This is a genomic window from uncultured Williamsia sp. (assembly GCF_947494875.1).
In the GTDB taxonomy this organism is placed as follows: Bacteria; Actinomycetota; Actinomycetes; order Mycobacteriales; family Mycobacteriaceae; genus Williamsia_A.
This window is the reverse complement of the sequence record NZ_CANLWM010000007.1, coordinates 218,196-238,144: the sequence shown is the minus strand read 5'-3', so window position 1 is coordinate 238,144 and position 19,949 is coordinate 218,196. Positions and strand designations below refer to the sequence as shown.

Below are 19,949 nucleotides of genomic sequence, written 5' to 3'. Positions count from 1 at the left end.
TCGTCACGCGGCGTCCGGTCGCGCCGGTGCGCGGGAGCGGTGTTCGTGTCCGGTGGGTGTTCGTATAAACGCGTCGTGGGTGCCGTCGTCGTCGATCGCGGTGGTGACCGCCCAGCCGGGGTTCTCTTTCTGCCGGTTGTGGGTGCGGCATTCGCCCAGCGCGTTGAGTGCGTCCGTCGGTCCGCCGTCGTGGTGGGGGTGTGCGTGGTCGATCTCGGCGATCGGGGCGTCGCAGTACGGGAAGCGACACGAGACGTCGCGGCGGGTGATGAAACGTCGCAGCCCGGAGGGGAAGATCCTGGCCTTCGACTCCATCGCGACGAGCGCACCGGAGTCGGGGGCTGCGAACAGCCGTCGCAGCGTCACCAGCGCGTCCGCGTCGAGGGTATCGGCGATCAGGTCCCGGGCGGTATCAGCCGGGATCGGCCCGTAGCCGGGAACCTCCGCCGCGGCGGAGGAGTCTCCGACGAGGACATCCGCGCTGACGACGACATCGACGGAGACGGCCACGTCTTCGGCGCGGGCTTTGCCGGTGAGGCGTTCGACAACGGTGTCGGCCATGATCTGGGCGTGGCTGCGGTCACCGTCCCCGACGAGGCCGTCCGCGTGCTGCTTGAGTGCGGCATAGGCGGCGATCCCGGCCTTCATCGGTAGTAGCGCGGAGAGCTGAACCATCGCATCGGGTTTCGGCCGCATCGTGACGCGACGGTCCTTCGGCGCGGATGCGTTGCGATCGACGACGGCGTGTGGGTCACGCTGGTAGGCGATCTGCTTCGCCAACGCCTCCAGAGCGCGGTCACCGACCCCGTCGAGCGTGGCCGGGTCGGAACACAGTGCGTGATCGATGACGCGCCGATCCTCGACCTGGAGGTAGCCGGTCTCGCGGACCAGGATCGTCGCCCGCCACTCCGACAACGAGCCGTCGCGCAGGCGAGCGAAGGTGTTGGGCATCTCGCCCATCGCGCGGGCGAACCCGAGATGCCGGCCACCGGCGTTCCCGGAGACTCGCCGCGCCAACGCCACCTCGGCCGACAGTCCGCGGCACCGTCTCTCGACTGGCACGCCACGCTCGGCCTCGGCGGCGGACCGCAACTCCTGCAACCGCAGAGTGTCGGCGGCCTGCCCCGCGGCACAGGCCCATTTGATCGACTCCATCAGGGAGATCCGATCAACCGCCTCGGCTTCATCACCGGCAGCGGGAAGGTGGGCGAGCACAGCCATCACATCACGCAGCGCGTCCCGCGCGTCGATGGTGCCCGCCCTCGTCATACGTACATGTGTACACGAGGGGTCCGACACGACAGACTTCGCGAAGTCGGCTGTGAACAAACGGTTTCGGGTGTCCCAACCGCCCAACGAACGGTTCCAACCGCCCAACGAACGGTTCCTGCTGCCCAACGAACGGGGGGCGGGGTGTGGGTCAGGCGGTGGTGCGGGCGCGACGGGCGAGGTCGACGGTGGCAGCGCGCAGGTCGTCGATGCCGTCGATGGGCTCGGCGTACCCGACGCGCGTGTAGGCGATGCCGCGCGGGGTGGTCACCTTGAGGTCGAGGCCGTAACGGTCGGCGCTGGTGCACACCGCGCCGGTGGCGTCGGGGAAACCGCCGAAGGCACGGGCCATGTCGGTGAGAGAAGTCGCGTGGTCGGCGTTGAGGTGCTCGACGGCGGGCCCCGACGCCGGTGCGACCGGATCCGGCTGAGCCGCCGCATAATCCGGTCCGGTCGCGGAGTCCATGCGACCGTACCCACCGACCCACCGCACCCGATCGACCCGGAGCACCCACAGCGTGAAGTCGCTGTAGTCGACGTAGTACTTGGCCGCGGGGACGGCGGCGAGGTGAGCGGTGCGCGCCGCGTCGTACTCGGCACCGGTCGGCTCCTCGACGCGCCCGGCCAGCGTGATGCGACTGCCCGCCAACGGGTCCGTGTCCGACGTGGGTGCGACGACGGCGAGGCTCGCGCGAGGATCCGCGGCGAGATTGCGTCCGTGCTCGGCCATGTGGGACACGCACAGCACGGGGTCACCGCCGAGGAGACCGAAGGTCACGTAGGACGCCCACGGATCCCCGTCGGTGGTCAGGCTGGCCAGGGTGGCGGTGTTCGTCGACGCCGCGATGGTCCTGGCCTCCTCCGCCGCGGTGGGGCGGACGGGGTTGGTCGGCTCGACGAGCGGTGCGGGGACCGACGGGGCGTCGCCCGGGTCACCGTGGTCGCGCAGTGTCTCCGCCATCTCAGGCGTTCTCCCGCACGGCGACACGTCGACTGCCGAGCGCTGCGGCGGCCGCCCGACCGGCGGTGCGGCCGGAGAACAGGCATCCGCCGAGGAACGTGCCCTCCAGGGAGTTGTACCCGTGCACCCCACCGCCGCCGAACCCGGCCGCCTCGCCCGCGGCGTACAGACCGTCGACGGGCTGCCCGTCGAGCCCGAGCACCCGCGACGACAGGTCGGTCTGGATGCCGCCCAACGACTTCCGGGTCAGCACGTGCAGTTTCACACCGATCAACGGTCCGTCGTCGGGGTCCAGGATCTTCCCCAGCGCCGCCGTGCGACCCAGCCGCTCGCCGATGAACGCACGGGAGTTGCGGATGGCCATGATCTGGCTGTCCTTGGTGTAGGCATTGTCGAGCTGCGCGTCCCTCGCCTCGATCTGGCTGCGGACCGCCGCCGCGTCGAGCAGGGGAGAGTCGGTGAGGCTGTTCATCTTCGCGACGAGCTCCTCGACCGTCGACGCCGTGACGAAGTCGACGCCGTTGTCGATGAACGCCTGCACCGGGGCCGGTGCGCCGGAGCCCAGGACCCGCTCGCGCACCATTGCCATCCGGCCGCCGGAGGTGATGTCGGGGTTCTGCTCGGACCCCGAGAGGGCGAACTCCTTGGCGATGATCCGCTGGTTCAGGACGAACCACGAGTGGTCGTGCTCGGCTATGTCGGGCGTGGTCCGCAGGTGGCGCAACGTCGAGAGCGTGTCGAACCCGGGAAGACACGGGTCGGGCAGACGCCGACCGAGGGCGTCGAACCACATCGACGACGGTCCCGGCAGGATGCGGATGCCGTGCGACGGCCAGATCGCGTCGCAGTTCGCGACACCCTCGGTGTAGTGCCACATGCGATCCCGGTTCACCAACCGCGCCCCGGCCGACTCTGCGATGTCCAGCATGCGGCCGTCGACGTGCTCGGGCACGCCCGTGACCATCGTCGTCGGCGGGGTGCCGAGACGCGCCGGCCAGAACTTGCGGACCATCTCGTGGTTGCCGCCGATGCCGCCTGAGGTGATGACGACCGCCTGTGCGCGCATCTCGAAGTCCCCGACGACGACCCGGGACGACGGGGCACCGCGGACGGCGACGTCTGGTTCGAGCAGGGACCCACGGACACCGACGACGGCGCCGCCCTCGACGATCAGGTCGTCGACGCGGTGGCGGTGGTGGAAGTCGAGCGAGCCGGTCGTCGACGCGCGTCGCGCCGACTCGGCGAACGGCTTGACGATCCCGGTACCCGTGCCCCAGGCGACGTGGAAGCGGGGGACGGAGTTGCCATGCGCGTCGGCGCGCATCCCGCCGCGCTCGGCCCAGCCGACGGTCGGCAGGAACGTGACGCCGTGGCCGTCGAGCCACGACCGCTTCTCCCCGGCGGCGAACTCGACGTACGCGCGTGCCCACCGCACGGCCCAGGAGTCCTCGTCGTCGAGACGGTCGAAGCCCGCGCTGTTCTGCCAGTCCCGCCACGCGAGCTCGAGGGAGTCGTGCACACGCAGTCGGCGCTGCTCGGGGCTGTCGACGAAGAACAGGCCGCCGAACGACCACCACGCCTGGCCGCCGAGGTTGGCCGCGTTCTCCTGGTCGAGCAGGGCGACGCGGTGACCTGCGGTCGTCAGCTCGTGTGCGGTGACCAGGCCGGCGAGACCGGCTCCGACCACGATGACGTCGACGTCCACGACCTACCTCCGCTGCCCGCTGCTGTGACCCACCCGACCTTACTCAGCGGCCCGGGCCCGTCGATCCGGCATCATCGGACCGGTGGGCGCTGCGGTCGTGGTGGTGGGTTCGGTGAACACCGACGTCGTGGCCGAGCTCGATCGGTTCCCGCGGCCCGGGGAGACGCTGCGGGCCGTCGCGGTCCGTCGCAACCTCGGAGGCAAGGGCGCGAACCAGGCCGTCGCCGCGCGGCGGGTGCACGACGACGTCGCGTTCATCGGGCGTGTGGGTGACGGCGCACAGGGAGACGGCGTCCGCGAGGAGCTCGCGGGACACGGGGTGGACGTCGACCACACGCGGACCGTCCCGGACGCCGCGACCGGAACCGCGTTCATCCAGGTCGCCGCCGGGGAGAACACGATCGTGCTGGACGCCGGTGCCAACGACGCCTGGGACCGCCTCGACGACGCCGAACGACGCGATGTCGCCGACGCCGCGGTGGTCGTCTGCCAGATGGAGATCCCCTCGGCCGTGAACCGCGCTGTGGCTCAGGCCTGCCGAGGGCGACTGGTCGTGAACGCCGCACCGGCTCGTGAGGTCACCGATCTGCTGTCGTCGTGTGATCCGTTGGTGGTCAACGAGCACGAGCTCGCCGTCCTCACCGGTGTCGACGTGGACGGTCCGACGCAGGCGCGCTCGGCCGCCCGATCCGTGCTCGACCGCGGCGCACGGTCGGTCGTCGTCACACTCGGAGCGGCAGGAGCTGTGTGGGTGACAACCGAGGGCGGTGGTGTCGTGACGCCGCCCGACGTCGAGGTGGTCGATTCCACCGGTGCCGGAGACGCTTTCGTTGGCGTGCTGGCCGCGCGCCTCGCCGTCGGCGGCGAACTGGGCGATGCGATCCGATGGGCGGTGGCCGCGGGCTCGCTCGCCGTGCAGACGTCGGGGACGCACGCCTCCTACCCCGACGCGGACGGGATCGTCGCGATGCTGGACTCGATCGTGAGCAAGTCGTGACCGTGGCGTTGCCATCCGGACCTTGTGTTCCGCGCCTCCGGCAGACACGATCTCGGGATGATCACTGTGATCGTCGTCATAGCCGTGGTGGTGTGGATGGCGATCGCGGCCGTGACCGCGCTGACGATAGGAGCGGCCATCCGCCGCAGCGAGTCCGAACGTCGTCGCGCGTCCCGGGAGGAGTCGACGAGCGTTGCCGCGCCGTAGCGCCGGTGTGATCGCGGTCCGCCGAGCGCCCGGTACGCCCGTGCAGGTGTTGCTCGCCCACCCCGGCGGCCCGCTGTGGGCCCGCCGCGACGACGGCGCCTGGTCGATCCCCAAGGGCGAGTACACCGACGAGGATCCGCGCGACGCGGCCGCGCGGGAGTTCGCCGAGGAGGTCGGTGTCACGGTCGACGCCGCCGCCCTCACGCCGATCGGCGAGATCACCCAGAAGAGCGGGAAGGTCGTCACCGCCTTCGTGATCGAGAAGAACGTGGATCCCGGGACCTCGGTCAGCAACACCTTCGAGATGGAGTGGCCGCGAGGGTCGGGCCGGGTGCAGAGCTTCCCGGAGGTCGACCGCGTCGAGTGGTTCGACCTCGACGCCGCCGGGCGGAAGATCCTGCCCGCCCAGCAACCACTGCTCGCCCGTGTGCAGGACGCGCTGCGGCCTCAGCCCTGACCTGCCGCCCTCGTGGCGGGCTCGTGCGGGAGCCGGTGTCCGATGAGCCGCGAGCTGTTCGCCACCACAGCGACCGACGACGCGTTGTGCAAGATCGCGGCGACGACGGGCGACAGCGCGCCGCCTGCGCCGACGGCGAGTCCGATCGCGTTGACGGCGATGGACATCGCGTAATTCTGCCCGATGAGATCGACGGTACGAGAACCGAGTTCGCGGACATCGACGACGGCGGACAGATCGTCGGAGGCGAGCGCGACGTCGGCGGTCTCGACCGCGACGTCGGTACCGCCGAGACCCATCGCGATCCCCACGTCCGCCGCGGCGAGAGCAGGGGCGTCGTTGACGCCGTCGCCGACCATCGCGACAACGTGGCCGTCGGCCTTCAACGACTGCACCGCTGCCAGCTTGTCCTCGGGCAGCACCTGCGCCTTCCACTCGTCGATGCCGAGTTCGGCGGCGACCGCCGCGGCGGTGACGGGGTGGTCACCGGTGAGCATGAGGATGCGAGTGACGCCCGCGCCGCGCAGCTCGTCGAGCACGGAGAGAGCCTCCGGTCGGATCTCGTCGCGCAGACTGATGAGGCCGATGAGCTGTCCGTCGACGGCGAGCAGCAGCGGCGTCTCCGCGCGCAGCCGCAACTTGTCGACCCATGCGCCGGCGTCGGCGGTGACCTCCACCCCCTCGCCGGAGAGCAGGGCGGGGCTCCCCAGCAGGAGCGTGCGGCCGTCCGCGCGTGTGCGCATCCCCAGGCCGACGAGCACCTCGCACTCCTCGTGCGGTGGGATGGCGATGTGACGCTCCTCGGTCGACCGGATCACCGCCTCGGCCAACGGATGTCGCGAATGGATCTCCGAGCTCGCCGCGTAGGCGAGCACCTGCTCGGGCTGCCAGTCGTCGTCGAACGAGACGACGTTCGTCACCACGGGACGGCCCTGGGTGAGGGTGCCGGTCTTGTCGAACACGACGGCGTCGAACCGTCCCGACCGCTCCAGGTGCGAGCCGCCCTTGATGAGGATGCCGCGACGGGCGCCGTTGCCGATGGCGGCACTGATCGCGGTCGGCGTGGCCAAGCCCACCGCGCACGGGCAGGCGATGAGCAACATCGTCATGGCGCGCCGGACATCTCGCGTCACCAGCAGGGTCGCCAGCGACAACGCGAACGACGCCGGTACGAACCGCCGGGAGAAGGTCTCGCCGACGGTCTGGATCGGCGCGCGGTCGTGCTGTGCCTCCTCGACGCGGGCGACGATGCGTCCGATGGCGGTGTCGTCGCCGACGGCTTCGGCCCGCAGCACGAGCCGACCGTTCATCACCACCGACCCGGCGAACACGCGGGCGCCCGGATCGGCTGCCACGGGTAAATTCTCGCCGGTGACGGCCGACTGGTCGACCAGCGCGGTCCCGTCGACCACGATCCCGTCGACCGGGACCGCGACGCGATCGTGCACGACGACCTCGGTCCCCACCGCGATGGTCTCGATGCCCACCTGGACCTCGGTGCCGTCGGGCAGACGTGTCCAGGCGGTGTCCTGATTGCCACGCAACAGGTCCCGGATGGCACGCCGGGTGCGACGCAGCGTCAGGTCCTGGAGGAACTCGCCGATGTTCAACAGCCACAGGACGGTGAGGGCGACGACGTTCTCCCGCAGCAGGAGGCTGGCGATGGTCGCGGCGGACACCAGGGCATCTGTGCCGGCGGATCTCCCTCCGCCGAGTGATCGCACCGCACCGCGCAGGAAGGGGTAGCCGGTGATGATCGTGACGCCCGTGGCGGCGAGACGGCCGGTGGGGCCGAGGACCGGCGCGCGGCGGAACCCGTAGCGGCGGATGCCCAGGACGACCAACGCGGCACCGCCCAGGGCCATCCGGGCGACGTCGGCGTTGGCGACCTCCGACGAGTGCGGCGCCCTGCGTGCGACGAGATCGGTGGGGACGTCCCGGGCCGCGAGGATCGCGTCGACCAGGTCGGCGGCGGCGGTGATGTCGCGGCGGTACCAGACGACCACCGATCCGGTGCGGGGGTAGGCATGTGCGACACGGACTCCGGGGTTCTCGGCGAGCACATCCTCGACCGCGACCGCGCGGACGCTGTCACCACGCACCCAGGGCACGGTCAGACGGATGCGACCGGCTGCGTCGGAGACGACCTCCGCGCCGCCCCCGTGGACCGCCGGCGGTGTCAGTGCTCGTGCCCGTGGTCGGCGGCGCCGGCCGTGCCGGGCGGCTCCGCCTCCTCGCCGATGCGCTCGCGGGCCTCGGCGACGACATCGGCGACGGACAGTCGCGCGGACTCGGCGGCGGTCTCGGCGCGTCGCGTCCCGCGCAGACCCCACGACGTCACCACGACGGCGCCCTCGCGCAGCGGTGCGCGACGGGCGGCCTTGCGGGCGAGGTCGTAGGCGGCGGCGCCGACCGCGCCGGTCACCACCGTGGACGCCGCTTTCGCGACGAGTCCGTGTACGGGCATTCGCGTGTCTCCTCCACTGTCGAAGTGGGACTCACCCTAACGCGCCCCGTGGGCCCCGGCGTCTGTCGCAGGCCCGCATTACGGTGTGCGAATACGACAATGGGAGGGCTTCGATGATCGGGACATCGACCGACGGTGGGCAGACAGGGCGACGACTGGTCGTCTTCGGTGACGCGACAGGGGCGTCGGGATACGCCGACGTGCTCCGGCGGGTGGCGGGTCTGACCGAGGTCGCCTCCACCGCGGATTTCGGTGACCGCATCGTCGACCGCACACAGACGTCGCGCGCCCAGGCCACCATCTTCGCCGACCTCGGCGTCGCGGTGGTCGCCGCCGACGACGACCAGGCCTCCGCGCTGTCGGCGAACTGCTCTCCCGACGGCGACATCCTCGCGGTGGAACCCGAACGGGTGCATCGCGTCCGGGCGGCGGTCGGTGTCCCCGACGCGGACCGCGCCGCCTACCTGCGCGGCTACGCCGACGGCGTCGCCGATCTCGCGGCCCGCCTCGGTGGCGTGCCGGCCACCGCGACCGCGGCGGCGTCGTTCGCCGACACCGACGCGTTCACCTGGGGGCTGCAGGCCACGGGGGTGTCGACCACAACGGCAACGGGCTCCGGTGTGCGGGTGGCCGTCCTCGACACCGGCCTGGACCTCACCCACCCCGACTTCGCGGGACGCGACATCACCTCGGCCGCCTTCGTCGACGGTGTCACCTCCGCCCAGGACGGCCACGGGCACGGCACGCACTGCGCGGGCACGTCCTGTGGTCCTCGCACGCCGAGCACCGGCCGTCGCTACGGCATCGCCTACGAGGCCGGGCTCTTCGTGGGCAAGGTCCTCGGAGACAACGGCAGCGGCGCCGACGAGGGCATCCTCGCCGGGCTGAACTGGGCACTGACGAATCGCGTCGACATCGTCTCGATGTCGCTCGGCGCCGACGTCCGGACGGTCTCCACCGCCTACGAGACGGTCGGCCGACGGGCACTGTCGGCCGGGACCCTGATCGTCGCGGCGGCGGGCAACAACGCGAACCGACCTGCCGACCCCGGCTTCGTCGGCGTGCCGGCCAACAGTCCGTCGATCGCCGCCGTCGCGGCCACCGATCAACGGTCCGCCATCGCCCCGTTTTCGGCCCGCAGCTCCGACGTCGACGGCGGCAACGTCGACATCGCCGCACCCGGCGTCGACGTGTACTCGTCGTGGCCGGTGTTCCCGCCCGGATCGTCCGAGGGTGAGGGCGCGAGCACGTACAACACCATCAGCGGGACCTCGATGGCGACGCCGCACGTCGCGGGGATCGCCGCGCTGTGGGCGCAGACCACCGGCCGACGCGGGCGCGATCTGTGGACGACGCTGACCCAGCAGGCCCGCAGGCTCGACGTGCCCGCGTCCGACGTCGGCGCGGGACTGGTGCAGGCGCCGCGCTGACCAGGCCCGTCGTGTCCGCGTCGGGCGTAGGATCGACATCCATGCCGGACGTCACGATCACCGTCGACGACGATCACCTCTCCGCGCTGGACGAGGTCGTCGCGTCGGTGCGTGCCGCGGGGGTGCACGTCACCTCGGTCCACACCGCGATCGGGATCATCTCGGGGACGGTCGCCGACGACGTCCGCGGCCCGCTCGCCGCGATACGCGGGGTCGCTTCGATCGAACAGACACCGCGATACACGGTGGCGCCCCCGGACTCGCCGATCCAGTAGTGGCCGCGCCCGCGCGGTCAGCGATCCATCAACGTGCCGCCGGTACCGCCGAGCGACAGCAGGAACAGCGCCAGCAGCAGCCAACTCGCGCCCTGCCACACCTGCCAGGGACCGCGTGACGACGTCGCTGTCGATCGCTGCGACTGCCACATCCGGAACGTCCACCAGAGGGACCCGAGCGCGCCCGCGAACACGATCAGCGGGAAGGCGATCACCACCCACACCGGAACGGGGTCGTACAGCAGGGATCCGACCACGAGGAACGCGATTGCGAACGCGAACACCGAGACGACGTACACCGCCGCCGAGCGCAGGGTCGTGCCTCGGTCCGGGCGGGGATCGTCGGTGGGGGAGTTCTGTGACGGTGCGATGACTCCAGCATCCCGACGTCTGCCATCCCGCGCAACGAGCGCGAGACAAATCACGCACCGCCCAACCGACGTCTCCAACCGCCCAACCGACGTCTCCAACCGCCCAACCGACGTCTCCAACCGCCCAACCGACGGGTCATCACCACGTCGAGTGGGCGGTCGGAGAGGTCGAGTGGGCGTTCAGCGAGCGATGGTGGCGTCGGCGGAGAGCCCCGTGCTGCGGTGGCCGAGGACGCCGACATTGACCATCAACGCCACCATGACCGCCGCGACCAGTGCGAAGACCGGGCCGGAGCCGTTGGCGTCGAGGAACGGCAGCAAGATGAACGGCAGGACGCCGGTCGTCAGCTTCGACAGCGAGTACGCCGCGCCGGCGGCGGTCCCGCGGATCGCGGTGGGATACGAGTCGGCCAGGTACACGTGGTACGCGTTGGAGAAGAGGTTGCTGGCCATCGTGTACAGCACCCCGGACACCACGATCGCCCACGCGGCCCCGGCAAAGCCGAACCACAGCCCGAAGGCGGCCATCGCCCCCGCCGAGCCGATGACGAGCCACTTGCGCTCGACCCGCTCGACGATCGGCACCGCCAGCACCGACCCGAGCGGATATCCGAAGTAGGTCGCGGCGAGGAAGCCGAGCGACGTGACGAGGTCGAATCCTTTGTCGAGCAGCACGATCGGGGCGAGGGTGCCGAAGCCGTAATACCCGAACACCTCGAGTACCGACAGGATCCACAGCATGGTCGTGCGCTTGGTCAGGGGAGGACGGAACAGCGCCCGCACCCCGACCGCCTGTGTCGGGGTGACGACCAGCGACCGGTCGGGCTCGGACAGTCGATGGCCGGCGGCGATCGCCTGCGCCTCGAACTGTCGACAGATCGCGTCGGCCTCCTCGTGCCGCCCCTGCGCCTCCAACCACCGCGGGGACTCCGGCAGACCGCGCCGGACGATCCACACCGCGAACGACCCCAGCGCCCCCAGCACGAACAGCCACCGCCACCCGTCGACGCCGAACGGCTGCAGCGGGACGAGCCACCGGGCCAGCAGACCCACGACGGGGACGCCGAAGAACGCGACGGTGTACGCCCACGAGATCATCCGGCCGCGGGCGTTCTTCGGCAGCAGGTCCGAGAGGTAGGAGTCGGCGAGGGCGAACTCGGCGCCGATCCCGACACCGGCGATGAAGCGGGTGACGACGAGGAACGCCGCATTGGGCGAGAACGCCCCCAGCAGCGAGAAGAACGAGTACACCGCGAGGTTCACCATGAACGCTCGTCGACGTCCGACACGGTCGGCGTAGCGACCCATCACCGCGGCACCGAGGAACTGTCCCAGGAACGCCGATCCGAGGAGCAGGTTCAGCTCGGTGCGGTCCAGCGACAGCTCCGACTTGAGCACCCCGGAGATGGTCGCGGCGAGGAAGTTCTCGTACAGGTCGAAGAACAGTCCCAGACCGATCACCGCTGTCGCGACCCGGTGCGCCCGCACGATGGGCAACCGGTCCAGACGCGCGGCGACCGTGGGCACGGACGCGTCGACGGTGGTCATCTCCGGAGGCTAACGGTGTCCGATTCGGCCGCTCGGGGTCGGCCGTCGTCCCCGGGTCACACCGCGGCGACGGCCGCCTCGAGGTCTGCGACGACGATGCGCTGCATGGTCATCATCGCGGCCATCGACGCCCGGGCCCGTTCCGGATCGGGATCGCTGTTGAGTTCCAGCAGGCGCTTCGGCGTCACCTGCCAGCTCAGACCGAACCGGTCCTTGAGCCATCCACACTGCGACTCCACCCCGCCGTCGGCGAGCAGCCCGTACCAGTAGTGGTCGGTCTCCTCCTGGTCGTCGCACAGGATCATGAACGAGACGGCCTCGGTGAACGGGAACTGCGGGCCCGCGTTCATCGCCTGGAAGCGCTGGCCGTTGCACTCGAAGGTCGCGGTGAACACGGCATCGCCGGCCATGCCCTTGTCGTGCACGACGAAGTCGGGGAAGACGCGACCGTAGAGCTCGAGCGCATCGCCGAGGTCGTCGTCGAACCACAGGAACGGGGTGATCGGGGCGGCCATGGTGGTCTCCTTCGGGGAAGCGGGGTGGTCTCGCCTGTGTGGACTCGGTGGGGCGCCGGAACTCATCGCCGCGGCCTCGTCGGTGGGCGGCGTTCCCGCGTACCCTCCCAGGGCATGGCGCCGCGCGCGGTCGAACTGACGATCGGCGACCTCGCGCGCCGGTCGGGGGTGAGCACCTCGGCACTGCGCTTCTACGAGGACAAGGGCCTCATCTTCTCCCGTCGCACGTCGGGCAACCAGCGTCGCTACCACCGGGCCATGCTGCGGCGGGTCGCGTTCATCCGGGCATCGGCCGCGGCGGGTATCCCGCTGTCGAAGATCGCCGAGGTGCTCGCCGTGCTCGGGGACTCCGAGTCGCCGACGCCGAAGATGTGGGAGAAGGCGTCACGGAAGTGGGTCGCCGACCTCGACGCGCGCATCGAACTCCTCACGCACATGCGCGATCTCATGGGGTCGTGCGTCGGATGTGGGTGCCTGTCGATGACGTCGTGCAAGTTGCTCAACCCCGACGACGTCGCCGCCCGCAGCGGCCCCGGGGCTCAGCGCCTCGCGATCCCGTCGGAGATCACCGACCCCGACTGACCTCGGTGACTACTCGGTCGCCAGCCGCAGGCTGAACGCCACCAGGGCGGTGCCGGTGACGGCATCCATCGCCGCACGGACCCGGCTGCGGGAGAAGACCGCCCGGGCGCGGTCCACGCCGACGACGATCGCCAGGAGGTAGCCCACACCGATGGCGGGCACGGTGACCGCGTAGACCACGACGGTGCCGACGGCCGGGTCGGTGCCGAGGAACTGCGGCAGCACCGCGAGGTAGAAGGCGATGACCTTCGGATTGCAGATGTTCGAGAGGAACCCCTGGCGCAGGCCGGTCAGCACGGGGCGATCGGAGCGCACCGGGGTCACGACCACGTCGTCGCCGGTCCGGTGACGACGCATGGCGCGGAAGGTCTGTACGGCCAGGAACATGAGGTAGGCCGCACCGACCCACTTGATCGTGAGGAACAGCGGCTCGATCCGGACGACGAGGACGCTGAGACCGGCGGCCGCGGCGACGCTCTGCACGAGGTTCGCGACACCGATCCCGACCACCGCCGACAGCCCACGAACCCGTCCGCCGGCCAGCGTGTTCGCGATCGACACGGCCGTGTCGGGGCCCGGGATCAGCGTCAACACGACGGCGAACCCCAGGAAGACGACCCATCCGCCCCAGTCCATGCGGGTGAGGATACGGCCGCGCCGTCGGCGATCCGTAATCTGGCAACCGTGAGGAAACCGACGGCGGCCGTGGCGCTCGGCAGTGGGGGAGCGCGCGGGTACGCGCACATCGGGGTCCTCGAGGTTCTGCAGGAGCGCGGCTACGACATCGTCGCCGTCAGCGGCTCGTCGATGGGTGCGCTGGTCGCGGGACTCCACGCCGCCGGGAACCTCGACGAGTACGTCGACTGGGTGACCGGGCTCGGCCAGCTCGACGTGATGCGACTGCTCGACGTCTCGCTGACCGCGCCGGGCATGATCCACGCCGACAAGATCCTCGACAAGGTGCGCGAGATCCTCGGTGACCGGGTGATCGAGGACCTCGACATCCCGTTCACCGCCGTCGCCACCGACCTCACGTCGGGTCGCCCGCAGTGGTTCCAGCGCGGCCCCGTCGACGTGGCGATCCGCGCGTCCATCGCGATCCCCGGGGTGATCACCCCGCACGTGATGAACGGGCGCGTCCTCGTCGACGGCGGCATCCTCGACCCGCTGCCCATCGCCCCGCTCGCCGCGGCCCCGGCCGACGTCGTCATCGGCGTCGACCTCGGTTCGGAGGGCGTCGGCCTCGACGACGACAGCCGTCTCGAGAACGGGCCGCCGTCCGACGCCGACGCCGAGGAGTCGGTGCAACGCTCGGGCGAGACGGGCCCGGGGATGCCGCTCGACGCGATGTCGCGTCTGCGCCGGCTCGGGTCGCACGCGCTCGACAGCGACTTCGTGCGGTCCATCGTCGACCGGGTCGCCGGCGACTCGATGGGCGGCTCTGACCAGGTGATCGACGCCATCGCCGCCGAACAGCGGTCGGGGTCGGGCAATGCCGGCGACGCCGCGCGCAAGCTCAGTCGATTCGCGGTGATGAACAGGTCGCTGGACATCATGCAGGAGGCACTCGCGCGCCATCAGCTCGCCGCGTTGCCGCCCGACATCCTCATCCAGGTGCCCCGTACCGCCATCCGATCGCTCGACTTCCACCGCGCGAGCGAGGCCATCGAGCTCGGCCGATCGCTCACCGAACGTGCCCTCGACTCGCACGCCTCGCCGATGGTCACCGCGTTCGAGCGGCCCCGGAAGCAGGGTCAGGTGTCCTGACGGTCGCGACGATCGGGGGATTTGTCCGAGGTGATCCGATGCCGGACCATCGACAGGTGAGCGCATCCCCCCGTGACGACCGATCAGCTGGGGCGATCACCTTCCGACGGCTCACCCGCGACGACTTCCCGATGCTGGCCCGCTGGCTCGCCGACGAGCGGGTGCACCGCTGGTGGTTCCAGGATCACGACGACGCCGCGCTCGAGAAGGACTTCGGTCCGCAGATCGACGGCACCGAGCCGGGCGAGGACCTCGTCGTCGAGGTGGACGACGGTGCGACACCGCGACCGGTCGGACTGCTGCAGCGATCGCGGATCCATGACTTCCCCGAGGACGTCGCCGCCCTCGAACCCGTCGTCGGTGCCGTCCCGCCGACCGCGTGGTGCCTGGACCACCTGATCGGTGACGAGGCCGACCGCGGCCGTGGGCTCGGCCCACGGATCCTCGCCACCGCCGTCGACGACACGTTCGCACGGTTTCCCGAGGCCACCGAGATCCTCGTGCCGGTCGTCGCCGCGAACCGTGCGTCGTGGAGGGCGTTGGAGAAGGCCGGGTTCGCGATCGTCGCGACCGGGGACATCCCGCCCGACAACCCCGTCGACGAACCCCGCCACCACGTGCTGCGGCGCACGCGAACGGAGAACTGCTGATGCGCGCCATCCCGCGCGAGATCTGGGTCCTGCTGTCCGCCAACGTCGTCATCGCCCTCGGGTACGGACTGATCGCCCCGGCCCTGCCGGCGTTCGCGCGCAGCTTCGACGTGGGTGTCGGCGCGGCGTCGGTGATCGTCTCGGCGTTCGCGGCCATGCGCCTGGTGTTCGCGCCGGTCGGCGGCCGTCTGGTCTCACGCCTGGGGGAGCGACGGATCTACCTGACGGGCCTGGTCATCGTGTCCGCGTCGACCCTGGCGTGCGCCTTCGCCCAGTCCTACTGGCAACTGCTGCTGTTCCGGGCGGCCGGCGGCATCGGGTCGACGATGTTCACCGTCTCCGCGCTCGCGCTGCTGATCCGGTTGGCGCCGGCCGAGATCCGTGGTCGCGCCTCGGGCTTCTTCAGTGCGGGCTTCCTCATGGGCAGCATCACCGGGCCCCTGATCGGTGGGGCCCTGGTCGGCTTCGGCCTGCGCATGCCGTTCGTCGTCTATGCGATCGCACTCGTCATCGCGTCGCTGGTCGTCGCCACGCTGCTGCGGGGCGTCGGCGGGCGCCCGGTCGTCGACGCGTCGGCACCCGTCGCGCAGCCGCTGCCGTTCACCGAGGCGTTGCGCGACAGCGCCTATCGGGCGATCCTCACGTCGAACTTCACGCAGGGGTTCGCCTCGATGGGCGTCCGTGTCGCGCTCGTGCCGCTGTTCGTCGTCGACTCCGACGGTCTCGACGAGTCGCCCGCACTCGCCGGTGTGCTCCTGGCCGTGTACGCGGCAGGCAACGTCGTCGCGATCCTGGCCGCGGGACGACTGTCGGACCGGTTCGGCCGCAAGCCGCTGATGCTGCCGGGTCTGGCCATCATGGGGGCCTCGACGCTCGTCCTAGGGTTCAGCGGGAACATCGTGCTCGCCGGCCTGCTGAGCTTCGCGGCCGGCATCGGGTCGGGTCTGTTCGCCCCGACCCACCAGGCGTCCCTCGCCGACCTGCTGTCGGTGCGCGGTCAGGGCGGCACGGCGCTCGCGGCGTTCCAGATGACCTCCGACATCGGTGCGGTCAGCGGACCGGTCGTCGCCGGATTCGTGGCGCAGAGCGCGGGTTTCGGCCCGGCGTTCCTGCTGACCGGCGTGGTGCCGCTCGTCTCGCTCGTCTTCTGGTCGCTGGCGCGGGAGACAGCCCCTGCACGGTCCGCGGCCCCGACCGCGACCGCCACCGACGGTGTGTGACCGGGACAGGCACGCCGCCCCGCCACTACCGTGGGTCCATGGAGACCGAGGAACCGTCGACACCGCGGCCGCCTGGCGCCGATTCGGAGGTGGGTCGCCTGCGAACGGTGCTGCTGCACCGGCCCGGTGACGAACTGCGCCGCCTGACACCCCGCAACAGCGACCAGCTGTTGTTCGACGGTCTGCCCTGGGTCGACCGGGCGCAGGAGGAACACGACGCGTTCGCCGATCTGCTCACCGGGCACGGCGTCGAGGTGTTGCTGCTCGGCGACCTGCTGGTCGAGACCATGCAGACCAGTGGTGCCGCCCGGATGCAGGGCATCGCGGCGGCGGTCAGTGCCCGACGGCTCGGTCCGCATCTGGCGAGCGAGCTCGCCGCGTACCTCCGTGGCGTCGACGCGACGGAACTCGTCGCCGTGCTGACCGCGGGCATGACGTTCGACGAGCTGCCGGAGAGCCCCGCCGCGGCGCGCACCTCGCTGGTACGCCGCATGCACCACGGCGTCGAGTTCGCGATCGACCCGCTCCCGAACCTGCTGTTCACGCGGGACAGTTCGTTCTGGATCGGGCCCCGGTTCGCGATCACCAGCCTGGCCCTGCCGGCACGGTCCCGCGAGACGTCGCTGACCGACATCGTCTACGCCCACCACCCACGCTTCCGCGGCGCACGTCGGGCCTACGAGTCACACTCGGCGCCTGTCGAGGGAGGTGATGTCCTGCTGATGGCCCCGGGTGTCGTCGCGGTCGGTGTCGGAGAGCGGACGACGCCGGCCGGAGCGGAGGCGTTGGCACACAGTCTGTTCGACGACGATCTCGCCCACACCGTCCTCGCGGTGCCGATCGAGCAGCGCCGCGCCTCGATGCACCTCGACACCGTGTGCACCATGGTCGACACCGACGCGGTCGTCATGTACCCGGCTGTGCACGACACGCTCTCGGCGTTCACCATCACCCGCGACGCCGGAGCCGTCAGCGGCCCACGGCCGTTCGTCGAGGCCGCCGCCGACGCGATGGGCATCGGCAAGTTGCGCGTGATCGACACCGGCCTCGACCCCGTCACCGCCGAGCGCGAACAGTGGGACGACGGGAACAACACCCTGGCCATCGCGCCCGGCGTCGTCGTCGCCTACGACCGCAACGTCGAGACGAATCGTCGGCTGTCCCAGTCAGGCATCGAGGTGCTCACCATCGCCGGGAGTGAGCTCGGGTCCGGTCGGGGTGGACCGCGCTGCATGTCCTGCCCGGTCACCCGCGACCCGTTGCCGTCGGGGGCCTGAGACGTGGCCCTGTCCCTCGTCATCGACCCGGACTCGTCGGAACCGCCGTTCGAACAAGTGCGTCGCGGTGTGATGGACCTCGTCGCGCGGGGTGACCTCATCGTCGGGACCCGACTGCCGACGGTCCGCGCTCTCGCCGACGACCTCGGCATCGCGGCGAACACCGCCGCCCGCGCCTACCGGGAACTGGAGGCTGCCGGGGTGATCGAGACCCGGGGGCGTCACGGTTCGTTCGTCGCCGCCCGGTCCGACTCGGCGCGTGAGCAGGCACAACAGGCGACCACCGAGCACGTCGCCGCGCTGCGCGCACTCGGCATCGCCGACGACGACATCGTCGCGATGCTGGCCACGGCGGTGCGTCGGCCCTCGTGAGCGACGCTGTGCGCTGCGGTTATTGTCCGGTTACGACCGAATGTCTCTTCTGTGATCTTTTGGCGGTTGGAGCGTTTCGCTGCGAGAGTGATGGGTATGGCAGTCACGACATCCACCCCCGCCACCGGAGAACACGCTGACACCACCAGCGCCCCGTCGCCAAACGGTCGTCGCCGTGTCGGCGTCGACGCGGTCGTCTTCGGTGTCACCGCGGCACTCGTGGTCGGGTTCCTCGTCTGGGGGATCGTCGACAAGACGGGTCTGAAGGAGAGCACGGCGTCGATCCTCGCCGGCATCACCGACAACCTCGGTTGGCTGTTCATCCTGGCGGCGACCGCGTTCGTCCTCTTCGCGATCTTCCTGGCGGTGAGCAAGTACGGGAAGATCCCGCTCGGCCGCGACGGCGAGAAGCCCGAGTACCGCACCGTCAGCTGGATCGCGATGATGTTCAGCGCCGGGATGGGCATCGGGCTCATGTTCTACGGCGCCTACGAGCCGCTCACCCACTACGTCAACGCCCCGCCCAGGACCGACGCACGCGACGTGGGTGTCGCCATGGCCACCACCATGTTCCACTGGGGTCTGCACCCCTGGGCGATGTACGCCGTCGTCGGACTCGCGATCGCCTACAGCACCTACCGCTGCGGTCGGGGTCAGTTGATGAGCGCGGTGTTCGCGCCGCTGCTCGGCCATCGCGCGAACGGCTGGGGCGGCAAGGTGATCGACATCCTCGCCATCTTCGCCACGCTGTTCGGCACCGTGGCGTCCCTCGGACTCGGGGCGGCGCAGATCGGTTCGGGCTTCGAGGAGCTGAACTGGGTGGGGGAGAGCGGCAAATACCTGCTCGTCGGCGTGATCGCCGTCCTCACAGCGGCATTCGTCGCGTCGGCCGTGTCCGGCGTGGCCAAGGGAATCCAGTGGCTCTCGAACATCAACATGGTGCTGGCCATCGTGCTCGCGCTCTTCGTGTTCGTCGTCGGCCCGACGGTCTTCATCATGAACATCATGCCGACGTCGATCGGCAGCTACCTCAACGACATCACCTCCGACGCGGCGCGCAGCGCCGCCACCACCGACGCCGCCGGCCAGGAGTGGTTGTCGGGCTGGACGATCTTCTACTGGGCGTGGTGGGTCTCCTGGACCCCCTTCGTCGGTATGTTCCTGGCCAAGATCAGCCGCGGTCGCACCATCCGCCAGTTCGTGATCGGCGTGATGATCGTGCCGACGACCGTCTCCCTGGTGTGGTTCGCCGTCTTCGGTGGCACCGCCATCAGTCAGGAGATGGCCGGCGAGGGCCTGTCGAACAGTGAGAACGAGGAGTCGCAGCTGTTCGACATGTTGAACAACCTTCCGCTCGCCGGGATCGCGTCGGTGCTGGTGATGGTGCTGGTCGCCATCTTCTTCGTGTCGGGCGCGGATTCCGCCTCGCTGGTGATGGCCACGCTGTCGCAGCGGGGACGTGCCGAACCGTCGCGCAGCGTCACCATCTTCTGGGGTGTCTTGACCGGCGCCGTCGCCGCACTGCTGCTGTGGGTCAGCGGCGACGACGCTCTCGAGGGCATCAAGACGATGGCGATCATCGCGGCGCTGCCGTTCGTGATCGTGATGATCGCGATGTGCGTGTCCCTGTTCATGGACCTGCGCCGCGACCCGCTGATCATCGCCGCGCGGCAGCGCGCCGAGGGCATCGACGACAAGGTCCGCATCCACGCGAACACTCTGGCCGCCACCGACACGACAACCGACGTCCTGCCCTCGGGCAGCGTCCCCGTCGACGCGTCTCTGCTCGACCCGCCGCCGCCCGCCGACAAGATCTGAGTCGTCGGCGCGACGTCGGTAATCGGCGGGACTCGGCTGAGGATCGTTGATCCGGGATGCG

Annotated in this window: 21 protein-coding genes; 12 read left to right on the top strand and 9 right to left on the bottom strand. The window is 70.4% G+C overall.

The annotated features are described in order from the left end of the window. Positions 1-3 precede the first annotated feature (3 nt). From Q1A98_RS17280 to Q1A98_RS17270, 3 genes are all read right to left on the bottom strand, one after another. On the bottom strand, positions 4-1,269 hold the full coding sequence (locus Q1A98_RS17280; RefSeq protein WP_299575761.1) for an HNH endonuclease signature motif containing protein: 1,266 nt from the start codon (positions 1,267-1,269) through the stop codon (positions 4-6). Between the two features lie 151 nt (positions 1,270-1,420). Next, complete coding sequence (locus Q1A98_RS17275) at positions 1,421-2,230, bottom strand: DUF2470 domain-containing protein (RefSeq protein WP_299575759.1); 810 nt, start codon at positions 2,228-2,230, stop codon at positions 1,421-1,423. 1 nt (position 2,231) lies between these two features. Further along, positions 2,232-3,935 (bottom strand): FAD-binding dehydrogenase, encoded by a 1,704-nt coding sequence (locus tag Q1A98_RS17270; protein ID WP_299575757.1) that lies wholly within the window; start codon positions 3,933-3,935, stop codon positions 2,232-2,234. An 82-nt stretch (positions 3,936-4,017) separates the two neighbouring features. Between Q1A98_RS17270 and Q1A98_RS17265 the strand changes: the two genes are divergently transcribed. Genes Q1A98_RS17265 through Q1A98_RS17255 form a run of 3 tightly spaced genes read left to right on the top strand, consistent with a single transcriptional unit; the run spans position 4,018 to position 5,596 of the window. Further along, positions 4,018-4,932: a ribokinase gene (locus tag Q1A98_RS17265; protein WP_299575756.1), complete on the top strand. Its 915-nt coding sequence runs from the start codon at positions 4,018-4,020 to the stop codon at positions 4,930-4,932. 57 nt (positions 4,933-4,989) lie between these two features. Beyond that, positions 4,990-5,139 (top strand): hypothetical protein, encoded by a 150-nt coding sequence (locus Q1A98_RS17260; RefSeq protein ID WP_299575755.1) that lies wholly within the window; start codon positions 4,990-4,992, stop codon positions 5,137-5,139. Further along, the gene (locus tag Q1A98_RS17255) at positions 5,126-5,596 is read left to right on the top strand and encodes an NUDIX domain-containing protein (RefSeq protein ID WP_299575753.1); all 471 of its coding nucleotides are present in this window, start codon (positions 5,126-5,128) and stop codon (positions 5,594-5,596) included. Before Q1A98_RS17260 ends, Q1A98_RS17255 begins: the two co-directional genes overlap by 14 nt. On the opposite strand, the gene Q1A98_RS17250 is transcribed toward Q1A98_RS17255, so the two are convergent. After that, positions 5,587-7,779 (bottom strand): cation-translocating P-type ATPase, encoded by a 2,193-nt coding sequence (locus tag Q1A98_RS17250; protein ID WP_299575982.1) that lies wholly within the window; start codon positions 7,777-7,779, stop codon positions 5,587-5,589. The two genes, Q1A98_RS17255 and Q1A98_RS17250, sit on opposite strands and share 10 nt — an antisense overlap. Next, on the bottom strand, positions 7,776-8,063 hold the full coding sequence (locus Q1A98_RS17245) for a DUF1490 family protein (protein ID WP_299575751.1): 288 nt from the start codon (positions 8,061-8,063) through the stop codon (positions 7,776-7,778). The genes Q1A98_RS17250 and Q1A98_RS17245 overlap by 4 nt, the downstream gene beginning before the upstream one ends. Before the next feature lie 113 nt (positions 8,064-8,176). Here Q1A98_RS17245 and Q1A98_RS17240 point away from each other — a divergent pair, with 113 nt between their 5' ends. Both Q1A98_RS17240 and Q1A98_RS17235 read left to right on the top strand, forming a co-directional pair. Then, on the top strand, positions 8,177-9,493 hold the full coding sequence (locus tag Q1A98_RS17240; protein WP_299575749.1) for a S8 family serine peptidase: 1,317 nt from the start codon (positions 8,177-8,179) through the stop codon (positions 9,491-9,493). Between the two features lie 41 nt (positions 9,494-9,534). Then, entirely contained in the window at positions 9,535-9,768 is a 234-nt protein-coding gene (locus Q1A98_RS17235) for a hypothetical protein (RefSeq protein ID WP_299575747.1), read from the top strand. A 17-nt stretch (positions 9,769-9,785) separates the two neighbouring features. Here the strand turns inward: Q1A98_RS17235 and Q1A98_RS17230 are convergent, their stop codons facing one another. From Q1A98_RS17230 to Q1A98_RS17220, 3 genes are all read right to left on the bottom strand, one after another. After that, positions 9,786-10,052, bottom strand: a complete 267-nt coding sequence (locus Q1A98_RS17230) for a hypothetical protein (protein ID WP_299575745.1) — start codon at positions 10,050-10,052, stop codon at positions 9,786-9,788. 267 nt (positions 10,053-10,319) lie between these two features. Beyond that, the gene (locus Q1A98_RS17225; protein WP_299575743.1) at positions 10,320-11,687 is read right to left on the bottom strand and encodes an MFS transporter; all 1,368 of its coding nucleotides are present in this window, start codon (positions 11,685-11,687) and stop codon (positions 10,320-10,322) included. 56 nt (positions 11,688-11,743) lie between these two features. Then, the gene (locus Q1A98_RS17220) at positions 11,744-12,202 is read right to left on the bottom strand and encodes a VOC family protein (protein ID WP_299575742.1); all 459 of its coding nucleotides are present in this window, start codon (positions 12,200-12,202) and stop codon (positions 11,744-11,746) included. Between the two features lie 114 nt (positions 12,203-12,316). Between Q1A98_RS17220 and soxR the strand changes: the two genes are divergently transcribed. Beyond that, entirely contained in the window at positions 12,317-12,784 is a 468-nt protein-coding gene (soxR, locus tag Q1A98_RS17215) for a redox-sensitive transcriptional activator SoxR (RefSeq protein WP_299575740.1), read from the top strand. A gap of 9 nt (positions 12,785-12,793) precedes the next feature. Here soxR and Q1A98_RS17210 read toward each other — a convergent pair whose 3' ends face one another. After that, on the bottom strand, positions 12,794-13,420 hold the full coding sequence (locus tag Q1A98_RS17210; RefSeq protein WP_299575739.1) for a LysE family translocator: 627 nt from the start codon (positions 13,418-13,420) through the stop codon (positions 12,794-12,796). Positions 13,421-13,468: 48 nt separating this feature from the next. Between Q1A98_RS17210 and Q1A98_RS17205 the strand changes: the two genes are divergently transcribed. From Q1A98_RS17205 to Q1A98_RS17180, 6 genes are all read left to right on the top strand, one after another. Beyond that, the gene (locus Q1A98_RS17205) at positions 13,469-14,551 is read left to right on the top strand and encodes a patatin-like phospholipase family protein (protein ID WP_299575737.1); all 1,083 of its coding nucleotides are present in this window, start codon (positions 13,469-13,471) and stop codon (positions 14,549-14,551) included. 56 nt (positions 14,552-14,607) lie between these two features. Then, on the top strand, positions 14,608-15,201 hold the full coding sequence (locus tag Q1A98_RS17200; RefSeq protein ID WP_299575735.1) for a GNAT family N-acetyltransferase: 594 nt from the start codon (positions 14,608-14,610) through the stop codon (positions 15,199-15,201). Next, complete coding sequence (locus tag Q1A98_RS17195; protein WP_299575733.1) at positions 15,201-16,421, top strand: MFS transporter; 1,221 nt, start codon at positions 15,201-15,203, stop codon at positions 16,419-16,421. The genes Q1A98_RS17200 and Q1A98_RS17195 overlap by 1 nt, the downstream gene beginning before the upstream one ends. A gap of 38 nt (positions 16,422-16,459) precedes the next feature. Further along, positions 16,460-17,698, top strand: coding sequence for an arginine deiminase (locus Q1A98_RS17190; RefSeq protein ID WP_299575731.1), 1,239 nt, complete (start codon positions 16,460-16,462; stop codon positions 17,696-17,698). 3 nt (positions 17,699-17,701) lie between these two features. After that, positions 17,702-18,070, top strand: coding sequence for a GntR family transcriptional regulator (locus tag Q1A98_RS17185; RefSeq protein WP_299575729.1), 369 nt, complete (start codon positions 17,702-17,704; stop codon positions 18,068-18,070). Positions 18,071-18,166: 96 nt separating this feature from the next. Continuing rightward, a complete protein-coding gene (locus tag Q1A98_RS17180; RefSeq protein ID WP_299575727.1) occupies positions 18,167-19,888 on the top strand; it encodes a BCCT family transporter in 1,722 nt (573 codons plus the stop codon). The last annotated feature ends 61 nt before the right edge of the window (positions 19,889-19,949 follow it).